Raw genomic sequence first — 20,262 nt, forward strand, 5'->3', positions numbered from 1 at the left:
TTATGGACAACAAAGAACTTCCGAGTGCCTCTGAGAACCTTGTCCAGCCTGCGGAGGGCAGCAAAGCCGCGTGGCGAAAACGCCTGATCGACAAACGGCAGAATCTGGCCGACCGCGCCTGGCGCAACGACCTGCTGCAGCGGGTCATGCGCGTCTGGTTGATCGAGCGGCCCGACGCCATCATCGGCGCCTACTGGCCGATCAAGGGTGAGTTCGATCCGCTGCCCGCGCTGTTCCGCTGGCAGGAGGCGGGTCTGGAAGAAGACGCGCAGGGCGCCCAGAAACACCGCCGCATCGGCCTGCCGGTGGTGAACAAGGTGGACAAGACGCTCACCTTCTACACCTGGTACCCCGGCTGCCCGATGGAAGAAGACGCCTACGGCATTCCCAAGCCGAAAGACACCGAGATCGTGGTGCCTACGCTGATCTTCGTGCCCTGTGTGGGCTATGGGCCGGGTGGTTACAGATTGGGCTATGGCGGTGGCTTCTACGACCGCACGCTGGCTTCACTCGATCCCAAACCCTTCACCGTCGGGCTCGGTTACGACTTTGCCTACGTGCACGACCTGAAACCCGAAATCCACGACGTGCCGCTGGACGCCATCCTGTCCGATACGGGAGTGGCACACCCCCTGCGCGGCTGACGCCGCTTCCCCCTCTGTGGCACGCCTTCGGCGCTTCGAGGGGGACGCACCTTGTGGCCGGGCGAAGCCCGCTCCACGGGTGCCCTGGATGCGGGCACGTGCTCCGGAGAAGTCGCGCTGGCCTTTCGTTGTCAGGGGTGCTCAGCGTTCGCGTGCACTTCGCTGATGCGCTTTTCGCGCCGCACCAGATACAGGCCGCTGCCCACGATGATGGCCGCACCCAGCCAGGTGTGCGAGGCCGGCAGCGTCTGCCACACCAGCCAGTCCAGTCCCACGCCCCAGGCCAGGGCGGTGTATTCGAACGGCGCCACCGCAGAGGCCTGGCCGTGGCGGAAGGCCTCGTTGATGGCCAGCTGGCCCAGGAAACCGGTGACCGCCAGCGCCAGCAGCAGGCCGGCGTGTTCGAGCGACACCGGCATCCAGTGCGGCGCGGCGAGCAGGCCACCGCCCACCGACATGAACACCATCATGGTGAGGATCATGCTTTCGCTGCTGTCGGTGCGGCTCACCAGCCGGCCCGCCACCGCGGCCACGGCGTAACACAGCGCGGCGGCGAGCACGGCCAGGCCGCCCACGGTCACGAAGCCGGCCTGCAGCGTTTCACCGCTGGGCCGCAGGGCGACCAGCACACCGCCGAAGCCGGCGGCAATCGCCCACCAGTGCGCCTGGGGCACGCGCTCCTTCAGCACCGGCACCGACAGCGCGGTAATCAGCATCGGCGCGATGAAGAACAGCGTGTAGGTGGCCGACAGCGGCAGTTCGCTCACGCCGCGTGTGAACAGCGCCAGCATGGTGATGCCGAGGCAGCCGCGCAGGATGTGCAGCGACCAGCGCAGCCGGCGCAGCGTGTGCCAGCCGCGGCGCCACTGGATCCAGGCCAGCACCAGGGGCAGGGCGGTCGCCCCGCGCAGGCAGGCGATCTGCAGCGGCGGGTAGTGGCCCGAGAGCGTCTTGAGCACCGCGTCCATGAGCGCAAAAAACATCACCGCCAGCAGCATGTTGACGATGCTGCGCAGGTTGCCGGCGGCGTGGAGGGCTTGGGTGCTCATGAAGATGAAGAAAAATGCACGAAGTCTGCCTGAAAGAGAGGGGTCATCAAGGCACCACACATGGCCCAGCCGAAGGGGCCGCTACCCAGCAAACGCCAAAGATCCGGCTCCGCCGGTCCCCGGGCGTGGTCCCCTGGGGGCCGAGGCTCGGAGCCTGCCTGCGCAGGCTTGGACAGCCCGAGGAAGCATCGGCTCTGACGATGCTGCGGCCTGCAAGGCGCGCGCAGCGGCGCAGGGGGGTCAGTCGATGTGATCCACGGTGTCCGGATCGGGCACGTCGCCGATCGCCTGGCGCGTCTGCTCGGCCTGGGCCAGCAGCCAGTCGCAGAAGGCTTTCACCTCCGGGCGCTGCACGCTGCGCGGCGCCACCACCAGCCAGTAGACCAGGGGCGAGTCCATGCGCATCTGCGGCAGCGGCTCCACCAGGTCGCCACTGGCCAGGCTCTCGGCCACCAGCGGCAGCCGCGCCAGCGCCACGCCCTGGCCGGTGAGCGCGGCCTGCACGATCTGGTGGGCGTAGTTGAAGTACAGCCAGCGTTGGGGCGTGAACTTGGCCTTGGTCGCGCGCGGTCCGCCAGCCGTTTTGGGCCTGGCCGATGGGGCCGGAGCGGCGGCGTTGGCAAAAGTGTCCAGCCAGCGCTGCCAGGTCAGCCATTCGAGGTGGCGCGTGCGGTGCGCGTCGCCGGCTTCGATCAGCGTGACCTGGGCCAGGTCCTCCAGCCGTTTGATGCGGTGTTCCTTCAGCAGCCAGGGGCTGGCCACGGGCGTGAGTTGTTCGCCAAACAGTCGAACCGCTCCGGCCGGCATGGCCTGGGGCACCGCATAACGCAGCGCCAGGTCCACATCGGCGGTGCTCAGGTCGACCGCCACGTCGGACGCGTCGATGCGGATGTCGATGTCCGGGTGATCGCGCTGGAAGGCCTCGAGCCGCGGGATCAGCCACATGGAAGCGAACGAGGCCCAGGTGGTGATGGCCACGCTCTTGCGCCCGGCGCTCTGGCGGATCTGCCTCACCGCCGCATCAATGCGTTCCAGCGCCATGCCCGCCGCGCGCAGCAGTTGCGAGCCCGCGCTGGTGAGCTCCACCGCCCGCGTGTGGCGCAGGAAGAGCGCGGTGCCGACCTCGTCTTCCAGCGCCTGGATCTGCCGGCTTACCGCACTCTGCGTGAGGGAAAGCTCCTCGGCGGCGGCGCGGAAATTCAGGTGGCGCGCCACGGCGTCAAAGGCGCGCAGGTGGCCGGCCGAGATCGGGCGGGTGCGGGGATGGCTGGCGGGAAGCGACATGGCCGGGTCCTTGGGATTGATGCGATAACCGAATCAATAGCTTACCCCCATTTCATTGGACGGCTGGACGCCGCGGCGGGAAGATGGCACCCGTGTTGATGCCACTGGAGAACCGTATGTCACACCCCGCTGCTTCCCTTTCTGCCCGCTGCGCCGCCATCGGCAGCTGGCGACTGCACCCCGGCCACGCGATGAGCCTGAGCCCGAAGAACACCGCCGTGCTGCGCATCTTCTGCGGCCAGGTCTGGGTGACGCTGGGTGGCCCCTACCAGGGCGCCCTGAACGAGCAGGGCGACCGTTTCCTCGGTCCCGGCGACGTGCTGGCCGTGCCGGCGGGTGCGCGTTTGGTCATGGAGCCGATCACTGCGCCCGGCGACAGCGGGCCGGTGCATTTCGACTGGTCCGACGCTGCGGTGTCGGCGGCCCCCAGCCGCTTCGCTCGCGAGGTGGTGTCGCCCACGCGTGAGCTCGGTGCGGCGCTGGGTCAGGCGGGCGTGGCATCGGTGCGGGTGCTGCGGGGCCTGCTCGGCTACAGCGAATTCCTGGCGGCTGGCCGGGGGCGGGTGCTGGGCCCGTACGAGGCCGGGCACTGGTGAGCCGGGCGCGGCCAGTGCTTGCCCAAGCAGGCCGCTAGCGTGCGGAGGACTTTTTGCGCTGCGGTGCCGGCTTGCGAGCCGCCACCGCAGCGCCCAGCGCCAGCCGGGCCCAGGGCGCCATCAGCGCGGGCGATTCCAGCGCGTCCTCGGGTGGCGTGTGGTAGTGCAGGCGCATGATCTTGCCCTTCGCCTCGTACTGAAACGGCCGCCCACCCGCGGCCAGCCACTGGGGTTCGGTCTCGGCGTTGGTCTTGAGGAACAGGGTGTCCCAGGCCATGATCGCCACGTTCATGCCATCCACCGACAGCCCATAACCCCCGAACATGCGCGTGGCCTTGCACGGGCCCAGGCAGGACATCAGCTCGCAGGCGTGCAGCACGAAGGGATCGGTGATGGGTTTGGTGGCCATGGGTGCATCGTACTCAGTGATGCCAGCCTGGGGCACGGGTGGGACAATGTCCGAATGGCGAGACCGAAATCAGCTTCCCACGACCTCAAGCGCGAAGAAATCCTCGACGTGGCGGCGCAGTGCTTCGCCCAGCAGAGTTTTCCCGCCGCGAGCATGAACGACATCGCCACCGCCTGCGGCACCAGCAAGGCGCGGCTCTACCACTACTACGAGAGCAAGGAAGCGATCCTGTTCGACCTGCTCGACCGCTACACCCAGCGGCTGCTGGCGCTGATCGGCGAAGGGGAGGCCCGCGCGCAGCGCAAGAACCTGAGCGAGCGCGACGCCCTGAGCGAGCTGGTGCGCGCCTTTCTCTCGGAATACGAAAGCTCGGCCACGCGCCACGTGGCACTGGTGTCCGACACCAAGTTCCTCGGCGAGACCCAGCGCGAACTCATCCTCAACCGCCAGCGCGACGTCGTGGCCGCCTTCACGCGCTTTCTCAAACGCGCCTACCCCGAGCGTGTCACGCCCGCGAACCAGACCGCGCTGACCATGATGCTGTTCGGCATGATCAACTGGACCTTCACCTGGCTGCGCCCGGGCGGGGCCATGAGTTACGCCGCTTTTGCCGACGAGGTGGTGGCCGTTCTGGAGAAGGGTTTGGCCGGATGAGTCCCAGTGTTTCACAGGGATATTTGTTTACTTATTCGTAATTGATTTCGTTTAGTTAAAATCTGTCTGTTTGCCGATCTGCGCAGCCGACACCCCACAGGAGACTCCTTATGAGCAAAGCCTTCGCCTCCCAGGCCGACCTGGAAGACAAAAAGATCACCTTTGAACAGCTCAGCCCGCATTGCTGGGCCTACACCGCCGAGGGCGACCCGAACTCGGGCGTCATCATCGGTGACGACTTCATCATGGTCAGCGACGCCACCGCCACCCCCGCCATGGCGCGCGACCTGATCAAGCAGATCCGCACCGTGTCCGACAAACCCATCAAGTACGTGCTGCTCACGCACTACCACGCGGTGCGCGTGCTGGGCGCCAGCGCCTACTTCGCCGAAGGCGCGACCGAAATCATCGCCAGCCAGGGCACGCTGGAGCTGATCCGCGAGCGCGGCGCGCAGGACATGCAGAGCGAGATGGAGCGCTTCCCGCGCCTGTTCCGCGGTGCCGATTCGGTGCCCGGCCTGACCTGGCCAAGCATGGTGATCGGCGGCGGCGACCCCACCAAGGGCGAGAAGCCGGGCAAGCTGTCGATCAACCTGGGTGGTGTGGTGGTGCAGATCTGGAGCCCGGGCCACGGCCACACCCGCGGCGACACCATCGCCTGGGTGGAAGAAGAAAAAGTGCTGTTCAGCGGCGACCTGGTGGAATACGAAGCCGGCGTCTACACCGGCGACGCCCAGCTCGAAGAGTGGCCCGCCACGCTCGAAGCCCTGCGCGCGCTCCAGGCCGAGTACATCGTGCCCGGCCGCGGCGAAGCCATGAAGGGCAACGCCGACGTGAACAAGGCGCTGGACTACACCAAGCGCTGGGTCACCACCCTGTTCCAGGCCGGCAAGGAAGCCGCCGCCGCCGGCATGGACCTGAAGGCCGCCATGGCCCACACCCGCAAGAGCATGGACCCGGTGTTCGGCCAGGTGTTCATCTACGAACACTGCCTGCCGTTTGATGTGAGCCGCGCCTACGACGAAGCCAGCGGCATCAAGAACCCGCGCATCTGGACCGCCGAGCGCGACATGGACATGTGGAAGTCGCTGCAGGGCTGAGCCGCATACAACGCATGCCAACAAAAAAAACCCGCCTTGGCGGGTTTTTTGTTGCGGAGGCCAGTGCAGCGGCGCTGCTACTGGGCTGTGGTCGTGGTGGTTGCCGTCCCGGTGGTGGGTGTGGTGGAGGTCTCCGTTGCCACCGGGCTCGCCGGCTTCACCGTCACCGGCTGTTCCGCCTCGGCCACGCGGCCGGCACTGTCGGTCACGGTCAGGGTGATGGTGTATTCGCCCGGCTCGTCGTAGACGTGATCCACCTGCGCGCCCTGGCCCTTTTCGCCATCGCCGAAGTCCCATGCGTAAGACGCCACGACCGTGTCCTCGGGCACGTTGGAGACGACCGTGCCCGAGCCGTCCACCGTGAAGCTCTCGCCCGCTTCCGGCGTGGTCGGATCGATGTCGATCACCGGAATGGGCAGGCAGCCGGCCAGTGCCACGGTCAGCAAGCCGGCCAGGAACAGCTTGAAGGTGCGATGGTGTTTCATGGGCTGAACTGGGGTTGGGTGAATGCTTTCAGCGATGCCTGGACGCTATTGGGTTCCCGATGCGTTCCGCTTGTCAAGTGGGTGGATCGCCGGGCCTGTGCGCTGTTTGGCGGCGGTGTCTGCCTTGGCTCGCTGCTACCATGCGGCAGCTTCACATTCCCGAGTTCTCACGATGACGCAGGCACCCTGTCCGTTCCAGTCTGTTGGTGCCCGCTCTGCAGCCTGCGCCGTGGCGGTGTGTCTGACCCTGGCGGGGTTCCTGTCAGGCTGTGCATCTAAGGGTCCGCCGCCTGCCTTCGAGTCTGACGTGGTCGATCCGACCGCGCTGTCTGCGCCGCTGTCGGACAGCGCCGCGCTGCAACGGGCGGCTCAACGGCTGCTGAAAACCCCCTCGACCCAACCCGGTTGGACGGTGTTTCCCATGCCCGGCAAAACCTTCTCGCCGTTTGAGCCGGTGCACCACGCGGGCCGGGAGGCGCTGCGCGTGCAGGCGAGCAGCTCCGTGAGCGTCCTGCGCCAGCGCATGGAGCCGGCCCTGCCCTCGGTAGGTCGCCTGTCGTTCGCCTGGACGGCCGATGCTTTGCCGATCACCGTGGATGCGGAGCATGGGAGGCGGGACGATGCGGCGGTTCGGGTGTTGCTCAGCTTTGATGGCGACCGCAGCCGACTTTCGCCGCGCGTGCACCGCTTGTCGGAGATGAGCCGCCTGCTCACCGGTGAGGACTTGCCTTACGCCACGCTCGTGTACGTGTGGAGCGATGCGTATCCCCCGGGCACGGTGCTGAAGAACTCGCGCACCGACCGCGTGCGCAAGCTGGTGCTCGACTCCGGCCGCCAGCACCTGGGACAGTGGAGGGATCACGAACGCGATGTGCGGGCCGATTTTGTCCACGTGTTTGGCGAGGAACCCGGGCCGTTGCTGTCGGTGGGGCTGATGACCGACACCGATAACACCCACAGCCGGGCGCAGGCCTGGTATGGCGCGCTGCGGTTGCAATCGGCCGCCCCCTGAGCGCCGGGCCCTGGTCAGCCGCGCGCGTATGCACCCCTCTTTCGTCCCCCGATCGCCATGAACCACAGCGCCACCGACTGGGGCATCGTCGCCGTCTTTGCCACGGTCTACCTGGGCATGTTCCTGGGCGGCCTGCCGCGCCTGAAGCTGGACCGCTCGGGCGTGGCCCTGCTGGGCGCCATCGCGGTGATCGCGCTCACCGGTCTGCCTGTGGAAGACGCGGCGCGCGCGGTGGACCTGCCCACCATCGTGCTGCTGTTCGCCTTCATGGTGGTGTCGGCCCAGATGCGGCTGGGCGGCTTCTACACCGAAGTGACGCGCCGCGTGGGTGCCATGCCGCTGTCGCGCGCCGGGCTGCTGGCGGCGCTGATCTTTGTGGCGGGCGCGCTCTCGGCCATCTTCTCGAACGACATCGTCTGCCTGGCCATGGCACCGGTGGTGGCGCGGCTGTGCCTGCAGCGCGGGTTGAACCCGCTGCCCTTTCTGGTCGGGCTGGCCTGCGCGGCCAACATCGGCTCGGCCGCCACGCTGATCGGCAACCCGCAGAACATGCTGATCGGTTCGGTGCTGCAACTGCCGTTTGGCGGCTATGTGCGGCAGGCGCTGCCACCGGTGTTGATCAGCCTGGGGCTGTTGTGGGGCTGGCTGGCGTTCGGTCCGGGGTCGCGCCCGGGTGCGCAGGATCTGGCCCGGCCCGTGGGGGTGGACGTGGTGGTGGAAGACGCGCCGCCTTTTGACCGCTGGCAGACCGCCAAAGGGCTGGCCGTGGTCACCGCGCTGATGGGCATCTTTCTCTTCACCGACTGGCCGCGCGATGTGGCCGCGCTGGTGGGCGCGGGCGTGCTGCTGCTCAGCCGCCGGCTGCATTCTTCGCACGTGATGGGCTTCGTGGACTGGCAGTTGCTGCTGCTGTTCATCGGCCTGTTTGTGGTGAACCACGCGTTCGAGACCACGGGCCTGGCGGCCGAGGCCGTGGCCTGGCTGGCGGCGCAGGGCCTGCGCCTCACCGACCCCGATGCCCTGCTGGTGCTGGGCGTGGCCTTGTCCAACCTGGTGTCCAACGTGCCGGCCGTGATGCTGCTGCTGCCGCACCTGGGCGCCAGCGCCAGCGAGGCGGGCGTGATGCTGGCGCTGGTGAGCACTTTCGCGGGCAACCTGCTGCTGGTGGGCTCGATCGCCAACCTGATCGTGGCCGATCTGGCCGCGAAGCAGGGCATCACCCTTCACTGGAAGCAGCACGCGCAGACCGGCATCCCGGTGACGCTGGTCACGCTGGCGGTGGTGTGGGGCTGGATGCGCTGGGCAGGGTGACTGCGGGATGGACACGGTCCCCCATGGGACCTTGTCCCGCGTGGCTTCTGCGGATGGGCTGTCTCGCCATCGGTAGGGTGCGGATTTTCATCGACGCTGCACGAGTGCCGTTCAGTGCGGTTCCGTCAACGCGCGCAAGTCGTCTTCGTAGGACTGCAGCGTCTGCACCGCGCGGGCGCGCTGTGCGGGCGTGGTGCTGTTGTGCAGGGTGGCGAACTGGGCACAGCCGCTCTGCACCAGCTGCTGGTTGTAGGTGTTGTAGCCCGGCGTGGGCGAGGTGGTGATGCGGGCCATGAGGTCGCGCACCGACTGGGCGGCCTTCGACGGATTGGCCTGGGCCTGGCGCACGGTCTGCAGCTGGTCGGCCTGCCGGCGCTCGCGCTCGGCCTGGGTGCGCAGCGGGTCCCAGGGGGAGCGTTGCAGCTGCTCGCGCACCAGCGATTGCTGGGCCGGGGTCAAGGGGCCATACAGGCGTTCATAGCGTTCGATGGCACGTTCCAGACGGCGGTCCAGCCGCTGCTCGGGGCTGCCCTGCAAAAAGTCTTTCTCGAAGGTCTGGTTGCTCTTGCGGTGGTGGCGTTCCAGGTGTTCGAGCTGGGCCGGGCTGAGCTGCAGCGCCAGCCGGGCCAGGGGCTCGACGCTGCGCTCCAGCACGGTGTTGAAGCGCGCGCGCACGGTGTCGAACTCGCCACAGGCCTGGCTCGCGTCGAGGTCCTGCGGGGCCATGCGCTGCCAGCGGCGCAGCAGATCGGCGTAGGCGGGCAGCTCGCTGCTGCGGTGCCACTGGAACAGTCCGTCGATGTCTTCGCGCACGCGGGCCGACTGGCTGTTGTCGAAATCCACGTGGCTGTCGAGCCACCAGTAGGTGAGGTTGGGGCCCTGGCTGTAACCCAGGCGCAGCGTGCTGCAGGCGGCCAGGCCGATCACCAGGGTCAGAGCCACCGCCAGCCGACCGACCCGCACGGCGATAATGCCCGGCTGACAAGCGCCCGCCAGCAGGCTGCGCAATCTTTCCCCAGCAGAGGTGTTCATGTCGTTCCCAGTGGATGTGGTGGTGATGGCGGCCGGCAAAGGCACGCGCATGAAGAGCCAGTTGCCCAAAGTGTTGCACCGATTGGGCGGGCGTGCACTGGCCCAGCACGTGATCGACACGGCGGCGCGGCTATCGGCGCGTTCGGTGGTGGTGATCACCGGCCACGGCGCCGGGCAGGTCGAGGCCGGTCTGCAAGCGCCGGCGGGTGGCACCGCGCTGCGGTATGTGCGCCAGGCACCGCAGCTCGGCACCGGCCACGCGGTGCAGCAGGCCGCCCCGGTGCTGCCGGACGACGGCGTGACGCTGGTGCTGTCGGGCGACGTGCCGCTGACCCGGTCCGAGACCTTGCAGGCGCTGCTCGACCTGTGCGCGGGCGAGCGGATGGCCTTGCTCACGCTGGACATGCCCGACCCCACCGGCTATGGCCGCATCGTGCGATCGGCCGACGGCTCGGTGCAGGCCATCGTGGAGCACAAGGACGCCAGCGAAGCCCAGCGCGCCATCACCGAGATCTACAGCGGCATCATGGCCGTGCCGACGCGGCTGCTCAAAGGCTGGCTGGCGCGGCTGGACAACCAGAACGCCCAGGGCGAGTACTACCTGACCGACGTGGTGAAGTTCGCCGTGGGCGATGGCCTGGGCGTGCAGGCGCACCGCATCACCGACGCGGTGCAGGTGGCGGGCGTGAACAGCCCGCTGCAACTGGCCGAACTGGAGCGCGCCCACCAGGGGCGGGTGGCCGAGGCGCTGATGGAGCAGGGCGTGCGCCTGGCCGACCCGGCACGGCTGGACGTGCGTGGCGCGCTGGTGTGCGGTCAGGATGTGGAGATCGACGTCAACTGCGTTTTCGATGGCCAGGTCTCGCTCGGTGACGGCGTGCGCATCGGGGCGAACTGCGTGATCGCCAACGCGGTGATCGAAGCCGGTGCGGTGATCCATCCCTTCACCCACATCGACGGCGAGAAGCTCGGTGTGCGCGTGGGGCCGGGTTCGCTGATCGGGCCGTTTGCGCGCCTGCGCCCGGGTGCGCAACTCGGCGCCGAGGTGCACATCGGCAACTTTGTCGAGGTGAAGAACAGCACCCTCGCCGCAGGCGCCAAGGCCAACCACCTGGCTTACCTGGGCGACGCCACGGTGGGCGAGCGCGTGAACTACGGCGCGGGCAGCATCACCGCCAACTACGACGGCGCCAACAAGCACCGCACCGTGATCGAAGCCGACGTGCACGTGGGCAGCAACTGCGTGCTGGTGGCGCCGGTCACCATCGGCGCCGGGGGCACGGTGGGTGGTGGATCGACCATCACCAAGGACACGCCGCCGGGCGGCTTGGCGGTGGCACGCGGCAAGCAGGTGACGGTGTCCAACTGGCAGCGCCCGGCGAAGACAAAATCCTGAGCGCCTGAGCGCCTGAGCGCCTGAGCGCCTGAGCGCCTGAGCGCCTGAGCGCCTGAGCCCGATCAGGCGCGATGGCGCTGGGTGGAGGGGCGCTGCCGGGCTTGGCGGTCGCTGTCTTCATCACCCAGCTCCATCAGGCCGCTCAAGCCCATGACCTCCGAATCGCGAAAACCGGTTGCAGGGTAGAGCTGGTCAAATTCCGAGAACTTCGACTCCAGCTGCTGGCGCACACTCTCGGACTCGTTCGCTTCCTTCGGTATGGGTTGGGGCAGCATGGCAAAGTCCAGCTGCTTGCGGAACTCGCTGGGCGAAGGCATGCGGTGGATGCCGTTCTTGAGGAAGAGGAAACGGACCCCCGCGGTCTTGAGGATGCGGTTCTTCATCTTCACCTGGTGGGCCTTGGCCTTGGCGTTGCTCAGGTGGTATTGCTCGATGTCGAACGCGAACATGGGTCGGCCGTCCTGGCCGCAGACCACGAAGTCCACCCGCTGCTGGGCCAGCCGCTCCATGGCGCGCTGGCGGTCGGTGGCACGCCGGATGGAGAGCATGTCCTTGAGCTTCACCTGGGGCAACACGACCTGCCCGGGGAAGGTGTCGTGCAGGTAGTCCAGCATGGCGACCTGCTCGGGCGTGAGGATGCGTTCTGGCGTGTACCGGTCCTCCCGACCCGAGGACTTGCGCGCATAGCGCCGATAAGCCCAGACACCCAGTCCCACCAGGGCCAGGGCAATCATGAATGCGATCCAGAGTGGGAACATGCAACCTCCAATGTGACAGCCGATTGTTTTTTTGAGCCGTCATTTTAGGATTCTGTAGTCACAAATTGCTACATAGAACGCCTTGTTACTTATTGTCGGCGTGATTGCTTCGCAAGGGAAGTGGCAGGCGGGGATCGAACTTGGCGCGCTTGACGCTGAAGAAGGCCTTCACGTTGCGCACGTTGGCGTCGCTGGTGAACAGGCGCTGGGCGAGCGCCAGATAGCCCGGCATGTCGGGCGTGTGCACGACCAGCATGAAGTCCGGCCCCGGGCTCACGCGGTAACACTGCTGCACGGCGGCTTCGGCCACGGCGCGGCCTTCGAACGCGTCCAGGTGTTCAGCGCCCTGGCGTTCCAGCGTGATCTCCAGCAGCGCTGTCAGGCCGTGACCCGTCGAAGCGGCCAGGCGGTCGGGGCTGAGCAGGGCCACCTGCCGTTCGATCAGCCCGAGCTGCTTCAGCCGCTTGATGCGCCGCAGGCTGGTCGGGGGTGACACATGGGCCAGCCCCGCCAGGGTCTGGTTGCTCAGAGAGGCGTCGGTCTGCAGCAGATCCAGCAGGCGCCAGTCGGCTTCATCCATGAAATCAGATTCCATAATTTATATATGTATGGTCGAAATAACGATGATTGTTGTCGAATGAAATTTTAGGTTATCTGAGTCAAATTATTGGTCATTAATTTCTTGCATGACTCGGTAGCATCGCATCTTCTTGGTGTGTCTGGAGACCGATATGTGTGGCATCGTGGCGGGGGTTTCGGGGCGTGATGTGATCCCCGTGCTGGTTCAGGGTTTGCAGCGGCTGGAATACCGCGGTTACGACTCCTGCGGTGTGGCGGTGCACACGGGGGGCCTGCAGCGCGCGCGCAGCACCGCGCGCGTGGCCGAACTGATCGAGCAGGTGAAGCTGGAGGCCATCGCCAGCGGTACCGGCATCGCCCACACGCGCTGGGCCACCCACGGCGCGCCCGCCGTGCACAACGCCCACCCGCATTTCAGCCACGGCCCCGGGAACAGCTCCACCAACGGCACGGCCGGCCGCGTTGCGCTGGTGCACAACGGCATCATCGAAAACCACGACGAACTGCGAGCCGCCCTGCAGGCCAGGGGTTATGTGTTCGAGAGCCAGACCGACACCGAGGTCATCGCCCACCTGATCGACTCACTCTACGAAGGCGACGTCTTCGCGGCCTTGCAGGCCGCGGTGGCGCAATTGCACGGTGCCTTTGCGCTGGCGGTGTTCCACAAGGACGAGCCGCACCGCGTGGTGGGCGCACGCGCCGGTTCGCCGCTGATCCTGGGTGTGGGCGATGGCGGTCAGGAGCACTTCCTGGCCAGCGACGCCATGGCCCTGGCCGGCGTGACCGACCAGATCGTCTACCTCGAAGAGGGCGATCTGGTGGACCTGCAGCTCGGCCGCTACTGGGTGACCGATGCCCAGGGCCGCAGTTTCGACACCACCCAGCGTCCGGTGAAAACCGTGCACGCGCACAGCGGCGCGGCCGAGCTCGGCCCTTACCGCCACTACATGCAGAAGGAAATCTTCGAGCAGCCGCGCGCCATCGGCGACACGCTGGAAGGCGTCGCCGGCATCACGCCCGAGCTGTTCGGCGACAGCGCCTGGCGCATCTTCAAGGACATCGACAACGTGCTCATCCTCGCCTGCGGCACCAGCTACTACAGCGGCTGCACGGCGAAATACTGGCTGGAGAGCATTGCGAAGATCCCCACGCAAGTGGAAGTGGCGAGCGAATACCGCTACCGCACCAGCGTGCCCAGCCCGCGCACCCTGGTGGTCACCATCACGCAGAGTGGCGAGACCGCCGACACCCTGGCCGCGCTGCGCCACGCCCAGAGCCTGGGCATGAAACACACGCTGACCATCTGCAACGTGGCCACCAGCGCCATGGTGCGCGAATGTGAACTGGCCTACATCACCCGCGCGGGGGTCGAGATCGGCGTGGCCTCCACCAAGGCCTTCACGACGCAGCTTGCCGGTCTGTTCCTGCTCACGCTGGCGCTGGCCCAGGTGCGCGGTCACCTGAGCGAGGAGGCCGAGGCCGAACACCTCAAGGCCATGCGCCACCTGCCCGTGGCGCTGCAGGCCGTGCTGGCGCTGGAGCCGCAGGTGATCAGCTGGGCCGAAGACTTCGCGCGCATGGACAACGCGCTGTTCCTCGGCCGCGGCCTGCACTACCCGATCGCGCTGGAAGGGGCTCTCAAACTGAAAGAGATCAGCTACATCCACGCCGAGGCCTACCCGGCCGGCGAGCTCAAGCACGGCCCGCTGGCCCTGGTCACCAGCGCCATGCCGGTGGTCACCGTGGCGCCCAACGACACCCTGCTGGAAAAGCTCAAGAGCAACATGCAGGAGGTGCGCGCGCGCGGCGGCGTGCTGTACGTGCTGGCCGACGCCGACACCCGCATCGGCAGCAGCGAAGGCATCCACGTCATCCGCATGCCCGAACACTACGGCGCGCTCAGCCCCATCCTGCACGTGGTGCCGCTGCAACTGCTGGCGTACCACACGGCGCTGGCGAAGGGGACGGATGTGGACAAACCCAGAAACCTCGCAAAGTCGGTCACTGTCGAGTGATGAGCTTGGAGGGTTCGCGCCGCATCAACGACCGTTTCTCAACCGATCGAAGTGACGGTCCCGACCCGTTGCGGGCATCTGATCGGCGAGATTCGACGCCTTGAAGAAGTCGTCCAACCTTTGTGCGCAGCCGCGGCACGAGGGCGTCCAAATGCAACATCGTTCACACCGTACGGAATAGCCAGCCGTCAGACTCCCAGCACCTTCAAAGCGGAATCGGTCAAGCCCGCCCATCCACGGCCGGTGATGCCGGTCTTGCGGTCAGCGTTCGGCATTTCCTCGTAGACGAAGAAGCCGGCGTCACGCGCTTCACTCACGCCAGCACCCCGCGCGCTGCCAAAGCAGTCGTTCAGCAACGCCTGCCGGCCCAGCAGATAGGCAACAAAGGTTTCGCAGCGGCGAGTGGAATAGGGCAGGTTGGCGCTGAAGGCAATCGTGGCAGCCTGGTTGATGGTGCGGCCTCCATGGGCAGGTTCCACCTGCACGCCCCGGCAACCCTGCACGATCAGTCGCGCTGGGCCGTGCAGCGCCAGGTAGCGCAACTGCAGCGTCAGCCAGGCGTGCAGGCTGGTCAGTCGCCAGTGCGCGGTGATACGCAGCGGCGTGTCGCGCCGTTGCATCACGCCAACCAGGTTGTGCGGCTGCATCACCACCGCGCTGCCGGCCGGCACGTTCAGTACGCCGATCTCGGCCAGCGCGTTGTGCGTGGCCGAGATCACGAACGATTCGGGCACATCGCAGCGGATACGTGTCAGCGCCACCATACCGGCCGACAAGCTGGTCAATGCAAAGCGCCAGCTGAGCAGCCATTGCGTCGTTTTCTCGCCAGCGACGGATGCACTCTGCAAAAACTCGGGATGTATCAACAGCTCATGCAGGGAATCGACGGTCATGGCTCGCGACACCGACGATGCACCGGTCTCCAGCGTCAGCACGCCGCCGGTGTCCGGCAGGAGCCGCACCGGCGGGCGGCGGGCGGCCAGTGGTGCGAGCACAAAATAGAACAGCGCCTTGATGGCGATGGGCGTGAGGATGGCGCCCATGAGGATCAGCAGTGCGGTGGGCATAACCTCTTGCACTGGCCGCCATAACTTGCCGACCCAGTTGACGCTCTCAAGCTTCTGCAATTCATCCATGCGCGCACGCAGCGGCTGGAGCGCGTCGTTGACAGTGCTTGGGGACAGCGTCAGCGGGGCCAGAGGCGCCAGGGTCCGGACGCCGTTCACCAGGGCCAGCTGACGCCGGTAGTCGGCGTCAGCGCGCTGGTTGTCGGTCAGCAGCTGCGCGCGCTGTTGATTCAGAGCTTGTAGCTGCTGGTACTCGGCGGCACCCGGAATGCGGCTCTTGACCCAGTGCTTTTGTTCCAGCGCATCACGTTCCTGCCCGACGGCCTGCCATCGAGCGTACAACCTGGCGTGACCCAGGCGCAGGCGCTCCAGCTCGACGCGCTGCGCCTGCGCAGATTGCGTGGCCAACAGCCGCAGTTTGGCCTCCTGCAGCCAGGTGCGTTCTTGCTGCAGCAGCCCGATGGCGCCGTCGATCTGCAAAGCCAGCAATTGCGCGTGGACGATGGATTGACCCGCCATAAACGGCGCCAGACCGGTCAACGGCTGGCGTTCCAGCCGTTTGCGCGCGATTTCACTGTCCACCGCCGTGATGCGCGTTTCCAGCGTGCCCAACGTCGCCGTCTGCAACCTGGCGGCGCGGGCATTGACCTCCTGAGCCAGCTTCTGCAGTGAAGCATGGATGATCTGATCGGCGTCGATCAGCCGCGCTGACTCGGCACGCATCGACTGCCAGGCCTGCCACTCGACCCAGCCGGCGCGGCCCAGCAGCAGCACGGCAATGATCAGCACCAAAGACAGCAGATGGCGCAGCAGCCAGCGCAGCACGGTGACCAGCAGAACTTGCAAACGATTCCTGACAATTCGGTTGAGGGCTGAGGGGCGGATACCCCGATTTTCACCCCGTCGCCTATGCTCGGGTCCACCATGAACATGGACCCTGTCTGCAGCCAGTTGCTGGCGAACCTCCCCCGAGACATCCCGGCACCCCGTGGCCTGGAGCCGTTGCCCGACAAAGGCCTGGCGCACTGGCATGTGCGGCTGATCGGAACCGGGTGGCTGGCGCGCATTCCCAAACAGAGCCAGATGGACCTGGCCGCGCTGGAGAACCTGCGTTATCAGAGCGCCTGCTTTCAGCGCGCCGCACCGTCGGGGCACGTTCCGCTGCTGCACAGCGTGATCGAGCCATCGGACAGGATGCCCCGGGGGGCGCTGCTGGTGGAGGAGATCGTGGGCACGCCGGCCAGCGAGCCCCGCCATCTCGCGCCCATCATGCAGGCGCTTGCGGCGATCCACGCGCTGCCCGTGCCTTTGCCGGAAGCGCGCGCGCCGTTGCTCAATGAAAGCGATCCCTTGGCCGGACTCGTTGCGCTCATCGACGCGCAGGCCCGTTACCTGGACCATGCCGCCGTGCCACCCGCATCGGCCCGGGCGGTGAAGGCGCGGCTGGCGGACTTGACGCAGCGCATGGCGCCGGCCGTGATGGCCTGTCCGCAGCGCCTGATCACCTTCGACGCCCACCCGGGCAACTTCCTGATCACGCCCTCGGGCAAGGCGGTGCTGGTGGACCTGGAGAAACTGCGCTACAGCTACCCGCCGCTCGACCTGGCGCACGCGACGCTCTATACCTCGACCACCTGGGACCGCGACGCCTCGTTTCAGCTGTCCACCGAAGCGGTGGCGCACGCTTACGAGACCTGGGCCGAGGCGGTGGGCGAGGCCATCGCCGGGCCGTGTCGGCGCGCGCTGGTGCCGCTGCGTGAATTGATGTGGCTCTGGTCGGTGACCTGGTGCGCCAAGTGGCTGGCCGAGTCGGCTGGCAGCCCAGGGGTACGCAGCGATGGTGAAGACTGGTCGGCCCGCAACAGCGAGGCCGCGCTGATCGAGCACGTGCGGGACCGGGTGAACGATTACCTGTCCATCCGCTGTATCGAACGCCTGCTGGCGGAGTTTGACGGGCTGCAAACCGTGTTGGCCACATGAAGCGGGCGAAGCTGTAAGCTTTGACGGCTTCGCCCGACTATGGGCTTTACCTCTTTGCTTTCGGAGTCCTTGCCCATGAAATGCTTGCCCCTCGCCACCCTGGCGCTGAGCCTGTCGGTCCCCTTCGCGGCGCACGCCGACTGGGCCAAAGTCGAGGCCGATGCCAGGGGCCAGACGGTGTACTTCAACGCCTGGGGCGGCAGCGAGGCGACGAACACCTACATCGGCTGGGTGGCGCAGCAGGTCAAGGGCCGCTACGGCGTGGAGCTGCGCCACGTCAAGGTGACGGACGCGGCCGAGGTGGTCAAACGGGTGCAGACCGAAGTGGCCGCCGGGCGCCGCACCGACGGCTCGGTCGACCTGATCTGGGTCAACGGCGAAAATTTTCGCAACCTGAAGCAGGGTGGTCTGCTGTTCGGCCCCTGGGCCGAGAGCCTGCCCAACTGGGGTTCGGTGGACCTGAACAAGCCCGTGCGCAGCGACTTCTCGGTGCCCACCGATGGCTTTGAAGCGCCCTGGGGCGCGGCGCAGCTGACCTTCATCGCCGACAAGGCCAAAACACCCACGCCACCGCGTTCGGCGGCCGAGCTGCTGGTCTTTGCCAAGGCCAACCCGGGCCGAGTGAGCTACCCCAAGCTGCCCGACTTTCACGGCACGACCTTCGTCAAGCAGGTGCTGATCGAACTCGCGCCCGATCGAAAACTGCTGCAGGCGCCGGTGTCGGCCGCCAGCTTCGCCTCGACCACGGCACCGTTGTGGGCCTATCTGGACCAGTTGCACCCGCAGCTCTGGCGCGGCGGCAAGACCTTCCCGGCCAGCGCCGCAGAAATGCACCGCATGCTGGCCGATGGCGAGCTCAAGCTCTCGCTGACCTTCAACCCCAACGAAGCGGCCAACCTGATCGGCACGCGCCAGTTGCCGGCCACGGCCTACAGCTTCGGCTTCACGGGCGGCACCATCGGCAACGTGCACTTTGTCGCCATCCCGGTCAACGCCAAGGCGCGGGCCGGCGCCCAGGTGGTGGCCAACTTCCTGTTGTCGCCCGAAGCCCAGGCCCACAAGGCCGACGTGGCGGTCTGGGGCGACCGCAGCGTGCTCGACCTGGCCAAGCTGCCCGCCGCCCTGCAGGCCACCATGCGCAAGACCGCACCCGGCGCACTGGCCGAGCCCGTGCCCACGCTCGCCGAGCCCCACGCCAGCTGGGTGGAGGCGCTGGAGGCCGAGTGGCTGAAGCGGTACGGCGCACGCTGATCCGTCGCCTGGAGCCGCAGGGCCTACCGGGCCGCGGGCGGCGACCGTCGGCGGTGTGGCTGGCGGTGCTGCCGGTGGCGCTGATCCTCGGGCCCCTGCTGCCCGGGCTCTACTGGGCGCTCGCGCCCTCGCTGGATGCCGCTGTCTGGCAGGCCCTGTGGGCCGACCCCCAGTGGCCCCAGGCCTTGCAGGCCACCTTGCTATCGGCCCTGCTGGGGACCGCGCTGGGCGTGGCGATCGCGGCCGTGCTCGCCACCCTGTACTACCCCAGCCGCCGCTGGACCGACCTGCAACGGCGCATGCCCTTGTTGCTGTCGGTTCCGCACGCGGCCTTTGCGGTGGGCCTGTTTTTCCTGCTCTCGCCATCGGGCTGGCTGGCGCGCGCGCTGGCCCAGGCGTTAGGCTGGGCCGAGCCGCCCGCCTGGATCACGGTGCAGGACCCTTATGGCCTGAGCCTCGCGCTGGCGCTGGGCATCAAGGAGAGCTGGTTCCTGTTGTGGGTGCTGGTGGCGGTGTTGGGCGAGCAGCAGGTCCAGCGTCACATGGTGGTGGCCCGCTCGCTGGGTTACAGCCGGGTGCAGGCCTGGCGCCGGGTGTTGTGGCCGCAGTTGCTGCCGCGCCTGGGCTGGCCGCTGGCCGCCGTGTGGGCCTACGGTCTGTCGGTGGTGGACATGGCGGTGATCCTGGGGCCGGGCACACCGCCCACCCTGGCCGTGCTGATCTGGCAGTGGCTCATCGACCCTGATGCCGCGATGCAGGCCAAGGGCGGAGCGGCGTCGCTGGTGCTGCTGGGGTTGTTCCTGCTGGGGGCCGGCGCTGCGCGCTGGCTGTGGCGCCACACCGTGCACCGCGCTGCCTACCCCCCGGGCGAGCGCCGGCCGGCGCCCCGCCCGGCCCGCGTGGGGCTGCACCAGCCCTTGCTGCTGATCGGCTATGCGGTGGTGGCGGTGCTGCTGGTGTGGTCGCTGGCCGAGAGCTGGTTCTTCCCCGCGCTGTGGCCCGAATCGTTGTCGCTGCAGACCTGGCGGCAGGCCGACTGGGCGCCGTTCTGGACCACGCTGTGGCTCGGTGCGGCGGCGGTTCTGCTGTGCCTGCCGGCGGCGCTGCTCTGGCTGGAGTGGGGGCCGCAGCGCTACAACGCCGTCTTGTATGTGCCGCTGATCGTTCCGGCCCTGCCGCTGGTGGCGGCGCAGTACGCGGCCCTGCTGCGGCTGCAGGTGGACGGCACCGCGGCCGGTCTGGTGTGGAGCCACCTGCTGTGGGTGCTGCCCTACATGGTGCTCACGCTGATCGGTCCCTACCGCGCGTTCGATCGCCGCCTCATGACCACCGCGCGGGCGCTCGGTCATTCTCCTCTGAGGGCATGTTTGAGTGTGAAGTGGCCGATGCTGCTGAAGCCCATGCTGGCCGCACTGGCCGTGGGTTTTGCGGTGAGCGTGGCGCAGTACCTGCCGACGCTGTTTGCGGGCGGCGGGCGGTTCGTGACGGTGACCACCGAAGCCGTGGCCCTGAGCGCGGGCGGCAACCGCCGCGTGCTGGCGGTGCAGGCGATGCTGCAGATCGTGCTGCCGCTGCTGGGCTTCGGCTTCGCAGCACTGATTTCACACTGGGCCGGCCGTTGCCGGAAGGGGCTGCGTTGA

General features: G+C 67.4%; 19 protein-coding genes. 11 read left to right on the plus strand and 8 right to left on the minus strand.

Annotated features, from left to right (window positions below):
* Positions 1–2 precede the first annotated feature (2 nt).
* A complete protein-coding gene (locus AC23D4_RS18360; protein WP_472887008.1) occupies positions 3–644 on the plus strand; it encodes a 5-formyltetrahydrofolate cyclo-ligase in 642 nt (213 codons plus the stop codon).
* Positions 645–775: 131 nt separating this feature from the next.
* On the opposite strand, the gene AC23D4_RS18365 is transcribed toward AC23D4_RS18360, so the two are convergent.
* A complete protein-coding gene (locus tag AC23D4_RS18365) occupies positions 776–1,693 on the minus strand; it encodes a DMT family transporter (RefSeq protein WP_472887009.1) in 918 nt (305 codons plus the stop codon).
* Between the two features lie 240 nt (positions 1,694–1,933).
* Positions 1,934–2,977, minus strand: coding sequence for a LysR substrate-binding domain-containing protein (locus AC23D4_RS18370; protein WP_472887010.1), 1,044 nt, complete (start codon positions 2,975–2,977; stop codon positions 1,934–1,936).
* Positions 2,978–3,093: 116 nt separating this feature from the next.
* On the opposite strand from AC23D4_RS18370, the gene AC23D4_RS18375 reads away from it, so the two are divergent.
* Positions 3,094–3,573, plus strand: a complete 480-nt coding sequence (locus AC23D4_RS18375; RefSeq protein ID WP_472887011.1) for a DUF2917 domain-containing protein — start codon at positions 3,094–3,096, stop codon at positions 3,571–3,573.
* Between the two features lie 34 nt (positions 3,574–3,607).
* On the opposite strand, the gene AC23D4_RS18380 is transcribed toward AC23D4_RS18375, so the two are convergent.
* Positions 3,608–3,982, minus strand: coding sequence for a TfoX/Sxy family protein (locus AC23D4_RS18380; RefSeq protein ID WP_472887012.1), 375 nt, complete (start codon positions 3,980–3,982; stop codon positions 3,608–3,610).
* Positions 3,983–4,036: 54 nt separating this feature from the next.
* On the opposite strand from AC23D4_RS18380, the gene AC23D4_RS18385 reads away from it, so the two are divergent.
* Both AC23D4_RS18385 and AC23D4_RS18390 read left to right on the plus strand, forming a co-directional pair.
* A complete protein-coding gene (locus tag AC23D4_RS18385) occupies positions 4,037–4,636 on the plus strand; it encodes a TetR/AcrR family transcriptional regulator (protein ID WP_420047574.1) in 600 nt (199 codons plus the stop codon).
* 110 nt (positions 4,637–4,746) lie between these two features.
* A complete protein-coding gene (locus tag AC23D4_RS18390) occupies positions 4,747–5,736 on the plus strand; it encodes an MBL fold metallo-hydrolase (protein ID WP_472887013.1) in 990 nt (329 codons plus the stop codon).
* Positions 5,737–5,813: 77 nt separating this feature from the next.
* On the opposite strand, the gene AC23D4_RS18395 is transcribed toward AC23D4_RS18390, so the two are convergent.
* Positions 5,814–6,221, minus strand: a complete 408-nt coding sequence (locus AC23D4_RS18395) for a PKD domain-containing protein (RefSeq protein ID WP_472887014.1) — start codon at positions 6,219–6,221, stop codon at positions 5,814–5,816.
* Positions 6,222–6,528: 307 nt separating this feature from the next.
* Between AC23D4_RS18395 and AC23D4_RS18400 the strand changes: the two genes are divergently transcribed.
* Both AC23D4_RS18400 and AC23D4_RS18405 read left to right on the plus strand, forming a co-directional pair.
* A complete protein-coding gene (locus AC23D4_RS18400; protein WP_472887015.1) occupies positions 6,529–7,233 on the plus strand; it encodes a DUF3047 domain-containing protein in 705 nt (234 codons plus the stop codon).
* Between the two features lie 57 nt (positions 7,234–7,290).
* Positions 7,291–8,544 (plus strand): anion transporter, encoded by a 1,254-nt coding sequence (locus AC23D4_RS18405; RefSeq protein WP_472887016.1) that lies wholly within the window; start codon positions 7,291–7,293, stop codon positions 8,542–8,544.
* Positions 8,545–8,655: 111 nt separating this feature from the next.
* On the opposite strand, the gene AC23D4_RS18410 is transcribed toward AC23D4_RS18405, so the two are convergent.
* On the minus strand, positions 8,656–9,576 hold the full coding sequence (locus AC23D4_RS18410) for a DUF6279 family lipoprotein (protein WP_472887017.1): 921 nt from the start codon (positions 9,574–9,576) through the stop codon (positions 8,656–8,658).
* On the opposite strand from AC23D4_RS18410, the gene glmU reads away from it, so the two are divergent.
* The gene (gene glmU / locus AC23D4_RS18415) at positions 9,575–10,972 is read left to right on the plus strand and encodes a bifunctional UDP-N-acetylglucosamine diphosphorylase/glucosamine-1-phosphate N-acetyltransferase GlmU (protein ID WP_472887018.1); all 1,398 of its coding nucleotides are present in this window, start codon (positions 9,575–9,577) and stop codon (positions 10,970–10,972) included. The two genes, AC23D4_RS18410 and glmU, sit on opposite strands and share 2 nt — an antisense overlap.
* Before the next feature lie 62 nt (positions 10,973–11,034).
* Here glmU and AC23D4_RS18420 read toward each other — a convergent pair whose 3' ends face one another.
* Both AC23D4_RS18420 and AC23D4_RS18425 read right to left on the minus strand, forming a co-directional pair.
* Complete coding sequence (locus AC23D4_RS18420) at positions 11,035–11,706, minus strand: DUF2726 domain-containing protein (RefSeq protein WP_487623642.1); 672 nt, start codon at positions 11,704–11,706, stop codon at positions 11,035–11,037.
* A gap of 109 nt (positions 11,707–11,815) precedes the next feature.
* A complete protein-coding gene (locus tag AC23D4_RS18425) occupies positions 11,816–12,325 on the minus strand; it encodes an Lrp/AsnC family transcriptional regulator (protein ID WP_472887020.1) in 510 nt (169 codons plus the stop codon).
* Between the two features lie 136 nt (positions 12,326–12,461).
* On the opposite strand from AC23D4_RS18425, the gene glmS reads away from it, so the two are divergent.
* The gene (gene glmS, locus AC23D4_RS18430) at positions 12,462–14,324 is read left to right on the plus strand and encodes a glutamine--fructose-6-phosphate transaminase (isomerizing) (RefSeq protein WP_472887021.1); all 1,863 of its coding nucleotides are present in this window, start codon (positions 12,462–12,464) and stop codon (positions 14,322–14,324) included.
* Between the two features lie 188 nt (positions 14,325–14,512).
* Here glmS and AC23D4_RS18435 read toward each other — a convergent pair whose 3' ends face one another.
* On the minus strand, positions 14,513–16,423 hold the full coding sequence (locus tag AC23D4_RS18435) for a hypothetical protein (protein WP_472887022.1): 1,911 nt from the start codon (positions 16,421–16,423) through the stop codon (positions 14,513–14,515).
* Between AC23D4_RS18435 and AC23D4_RS18440 the strand changes: the two genes are divergently transcribed.
* The 3 genes from AC23D4_RS18440 to AC23D4_RS18450 all read left to right on the plus strand — a co-directional run bounded on the left by AC23D4_RS18440 (position 16,394) and on the right by AC23D4_RS18450 (position 20,262).
* Positions 16,394–17,371, plus strand: coding sequence for an aminoglycoside phosphotransferase/kinase family protein (locus tag AC23D4_RS18440; RefSeq protein ID WP_472887023.1), 978 nt, complete (start codon positions 16,394–16,396; stop codon positions 17,369–17,371). The two genes, AC23D4_RS18435 and AC23D4_RS18440, sit on opposite strands and share 30 nt — an antisense overlap.
* 75 nt (positions 17,372–17,446) lie before the next feature.
* On the plus strand, positions 17,447–18,622 hold the full coding sequence (locus AC23D4_RS18445) for an ABC transporter substrate-binding protein (protein WP_472887024.1): 1,176 nt from the start codon (positions 17,447–17,449) through the stop codon (positions 18,620–18,622).
* Positions 18,595–20,262: an ABC transporter permease gene (locus AC23D4_RS18450; RefSeq protein ID WP_472887025.1), complete on the plus strand. Its 1,668-nt coding sequence runs from the start codon at positions 18,595–18,597 to the stop codon at positions 20,260–20,262. Before AC23D4_RS18445 ends, AC23D4_RS18450 begins: the two co-directional genes overlap by 28 nt.

Source organism: Hydrogenophaga sp. L76, from assembly GCF_057654755.1.